Here is a 1623-nt window from a genome sequence, read left to right as displayed (position 1 = left end):
GCCGCGTTTGGATGCCTACTTTGCTTCCCCTCTGGCGCTATGCGCACGACGGGTAAGCAGTGCGGCCTCGCGGCTACTGGGGTCTACCAGCCTTCGCTTCGCTCTCCATGGCTGGCAGCGCATGCACCAGGATTCTCAGCAGAACACCGCCTTCCATCCATTCCGGCTGATACTGGTTATTCTGGCCATGCTCATCGGCATCTCCTTCGCTGCCCAGTGGTACAGCCGCAATGTCACCATGCCCCGTTACTGTGAGTATTCAGGCGACATGCTGAAAAGGGTCAGGGAGGTCCTGACGGAAAAGACCCCCGCCGGCCAGGGTGACCGCAAGCCCTACATCATCGCTGCGCGCCTGACCTTCCTGGTGCCGCGCAAACCTGACGAGCCGCTGAACAGCTATCTTGCCCGGCTGCAGCGCCATATCGACCAGCAATGCCCATAATCCAGCCACCCGCACAGCCCACCCAACTGGGACAGCTGAGAACCTTCATCAGCCTGTTCCTGCCCATCTGTCTGGTTCTGCTGATCATCGGCGGCATGCATTACTACACTTTTTACGCCACTGAACACAGCAGCATCGAATCCGAGGAGTCCCTGAACGTGGACTTGGCGCAGCGCATGATCCAGGAGGATATTGCCGATGTGGTGAAGGACCTGCGCTTCCTGGCTGAACATATCGAGACCCAGGGCCTGCCGGAAGCACTGCCCTGGACCCGCGAACAGCGCATCGCCGAAGAGTTCAGGGTATTTGCCAAAAACAAGGGGCTGTACGACCAGATACGCTACCTGGATGCCAACGGAATGGAAATCGTCCGCGTCAACTATAACGACGGTAACGTCGAGGTTGTCCCCTATGTGGAATTGCAGAACAAGGCCAGCCGCTACTATTTTCGCGAAGCGCTCGCACAGGAACCCGGCGGCATCTACATTTCCCGATTCGACCTGAATGTGGAAAATGGCAAGATCGAGGAGCCCTTCAAGCCGGTTATCCGTTTCGGTACCCCCGTGGTCGATCACAGCGGCAACAAGAAAGGCATCGTCCTTATCAACTATCTGGGTGCGCGCCTGATAGACAATTTCTCCCGCGCCGCCGCCAGTATCGCCAGCCACCTGGAGCTGCTCAACAGCGACGGCTACTGGTTGAGCAGCCCAAAGCACGAAAACGAGTGGGGTTTCATGCTGGACAGCAACATCCGTTTCCAGAACGAGAATCCCCTCGCCTGGCAACAAATAGCCCAGACTGAAAACGGCCAGTTCGAAACTCCTGAAGGGCTGTTCACTTTTACCACCGTCTATCCGCTGCAAGCCGCGCTGTCTGCACTGCCCGGGATGTCTGACTATATCAGTGTGCATGAACAGCAGTTTCCGCGCTGGAAGATCGTATCCCACATTCCACACAGTCAGATTGCCTCCACGTTCCCCCTGTTCCTCAAGAACAACGGCTCTCTGTACCTGTCCATGTTCCTGCTGGTGCTCGTCGGCACCGGTTTCCTGGCCCGCACCACCTATCTGCATCGCATCGCCGAAGCACAGCGGGACTATGAGCAGCGTTTCCGTCATACCCTGGAAAACATCGACCTTGCAGCAGTGGCGCTCAACAGGCAAGGCAGGGTGACGTTCTGC

The 1623-nt window shown here is 57.5% G+C and carries 1 protein-coding gene and 1 pseudogene; both read left to right on the top strand.

Annotated features, from left to right (window positions below; translation table 11 throughout):
- Positions 1–442, top strand: a 442-nt coding sequence (locus tag ACOCD2_RS19110; protein WP_293650110.1) for a hypothetical protein, incomplete at its 5' end; no start/stop codon positions are given.
- Positions 433–1623: pseudogene (locus tag ACOCD2_RS19105) on the top strand (PAS domain-containing sensor histidine kinase); the annotation flags it as partial. The gene ACOCD2_RS19110 and the pseudogene ACOCD2_RS19105, both read left to right, overlap by 10 nt.

It is taken from the genome of Thiolapillus sp. (assembly GCF_048562965.1).
Lineage (GTDB): Bacteria > Pseudomonadota > Gammaproteobacteria > Chromatiales > Chromatiaceae > Thiolapillus > Thiolapillus brandeum_A.
This window is presented reverse-complemented; position numbering and strand designations above follow the sequence as displayed.